This window comes from Streptococcus sp., assembly GCF_032481935.1.
Classification (GTDB): Bacteria; Bacillota; Bacilli; order Lactobacillales; family Streptococcaceae; genus Streptococcus.
The window spans coordinates 1-1,816 of the sequence record NZ_JAWERU010000088.1 but is presented as its reverse complement, the minus strand read 5'-3'; the positions used below and the strand labels follow the sequence as shown (position 1 = coordinate 1,816).

5 protein-coding genes are annotated in these 1,816 nt (G+C 38.5%); all 5 read left to right on the top strand.

Annotated features, from left to right (window positions below; all coding sequences use genetic code 11):
• Positions 1-28: 28 nt before the first annotated feature.
• A complete protein-coding gene (locus tag E7C97_RS09425; protein WP_001162134.1) occupies positions 29-472 on the top strand; it encodes a flavodoxin in 444 nt (147 codons plus the stop codon).
• 115 nt (positions 473-587) lie between these two features.
• Positions 588-854, top strand: coding sequence for a chorismate mutase (locus E7C97_RS09420; protein ID WP_049509463.1), 267 nt, complete (start codon positions 588-590; stop codon positions 852-854).
• Positions 851-1,225: a fluoride efflux transporter CrcB gene (crcB, locus tag E7C97_RS09415; RefSeq protein WP_316109053.1), complete on the top strand. Its 375-nt coding sequence runs from the start codon at positions 851-853 to the stop codon at positions 1,223-1,225. The genes E7C97_RS09420 and crcB (E7C97_RS09415) overlap by 4 nt, the downstream gene beginning before the upstream one ends.
• Positions 1,219-1,548: a fluoride efflux transporter CrcB gene (crcB, locus tag E7C97_RS09410; RefSeq protein WP_049528200.1), complete on the top strand. Its 330-nt coding sequence runs from the start codon at positions 1,219-1,221 to the stop codon at positions 1,546-1,548. Before crcB (E7C97_RS09415) ends, crcB (E7C97_RS09410) begins: the two co-directional genes overlap by 7 nt.
• Before the next feature lie 118 nt (positions 1,549-1,666).
• Positions 1,667-1,816 (top strand): 50S ribosomal protein L19 (locus E7C97_RS09405; RefSeq protein ID WP_316109055.1); only part of this gene is annotated, 150 nt, incomplete at its 3' end.

Here is a 1,816-nt window from a genome sequence, read left to right as displayed (position 1 = left end):
TGGAGAAAGATAAATTGAGGAGGACGATATGGCATTAGCAAAAATTGTATTTGCCAGTATGACCGGTAATACCGAAGAAATTGCAGATATTGTAGCAGATAAATTGCGTGAATTGGGCTTAGAGGTGGATGTTGATGAGTGTACAACTGTTGACGCATCTGACTTTCTTGAAGCAGATATCGCGATCGTTGCAACCTACACTTACGGTGATGGAGAGTTACCAGATGAGATGATGGACTTCTACGAAGACCTAGCAGATCTTAACTTGAGTGGTAAAATCTACGGTGTGGTAGGATCAGGCGATACTTTCTATGATGAGTTCTGTAAAGCTGTTGATGACTTTGATCGTGTATTTGTGGCAACAGGAGCTGAAAAGGGATCAGAGTGTGTCAAAGTGGATCTCTCTGCAGAAGAAGAAGATATCGAACGCTTGGAACAATTTGCAGAAGAATTAGCTGCTAAAGTAGGATAAGCATGAAGTTGCACTGATGAAAGTTGTCAGTGCAGTTTTTGTTAGTTTTCCCTAGGAATGAACTAGCCCATTTAGAAGCTTTTTATAAATTGATTCAAATTAAGAAGGAGGATCTATGGATTTAGATATTATTAGACAAGAAATCGATCAAATTGATGACCAAATCGTAAAACTCTTAGAAGAAAGAATGCATCTAGTTGAGGGGGTAGTTGCTTATAAAAAAGCTTCAGGAAAAGCTATTCTAGATACTAAAAGAGAAGAAGCTATCTTTGAGAAGGTCAGAAATCACGTCAGCAATAAAAAATACGAAGAGACAATCGTTGAGACTTTTTCTGATATTCTCAAACGTTCGCGCGATTATCAGGATAAAAACATCAAATGAAAAAAGAACAATTTTACCCACTAGGAATCTTTCTAGCTGCCATGCTGGGAGGACTTGTCCGATATCAGATTTCGAGATGGTTGCCAGCCAGTCCAGACTTTCCATGGGGAACTCTCTTTGCTAACTATGTAGGAATTTTCTGCTTAGTCTATCTTGTCAAAGGTTATTTGGTTTATAAGGGAAGCAGTAAAGGTGTCATTTTAGCGCTTGGAACTGGCTTCTGTGGAGGATTAACGACTTTTTCAAGCCTCATGTTAGATGGCGTGAAATTGCTGGATAGAGGTTCTTACCTAAGTCTAGTAATCTATCTAGTTCTGAGCATTGGTGGTGGACTTTTATTGGCTTATTGTTTAGGGAGGAAGAAATGGTAGTATTATATCTAGCGCTTGCTTGTGGACTAGGTGCCCTTGTGCGTTATTTCTTTTCACGTTATAATCAGGGTTCAGTACTGCCTCTAGGAACTCTCATAGCTAATCTACTGGGCTGTTTTTTGATTGGCTTATTTTACAATCATGTGGAGTCTAAAGAAGTCTATCTTATCCTTGCTACAGGATTTTGTGGAGGTCTAACCACTTTTTCAACCTTGAATGATGAACTCCAAAAACTCTTAGCTGATAAGAAGGTCTTTTACAGATATTTTCTCTTGACCTACTTAGGTGGTTTGCTTGCTATTTTTTTAGGAATTTTACTGTAAATTTCTTTACTTTTTCTAGGAAATTTGGTAAACTGTATCTTGTGTGTAATGGACGCACAAAAATACAGTTTATCCGCTGAGGAAGTTTCCTCAAGATTGACAAAGATAGGAGAATAAAATGAATCCATTAATCCAAAGCTTGACAGAAGGTCAACTTCGTACTGATATCCCATCATTCCGTCCTGGTGACACTGTTCGTGTACACGCGAAAGTTGTCGAAGGTAACCGTGAACGTATCCAGATTTTTGAAGGTGTTGTTATTGCACGT

Bases quoted from the DNA above. Each gene is read 5' to 3' on its own strand.
- E7C97_RS09425 (WP_001162134.1), top strand. From the start codon at position 29: ATGGCATTAGCAAAAATTGTATTTGCCAGTATGACCGGTAATACCGAA.
- E7C97_RS09420 (WP_049509463.1), top strand. From the start codon at position 588: ATGGATTTAGATATTATTAGACAAGAAATCGATCAAATTGATGACCAA.
- crcB (WP_316109053.1), top strand. From the start codon at position 851: ATGAAAAAAGAACAATTTTACCCACTAGGAATCTTTCTAGCTGCCATG.
- crcB (WP_049528200.1), top strand. From the start codon at position 1,219: ATGGTAGTATTATATCTAGCGCTTGCTTGTGGACTAGGTGCCCTTGTG.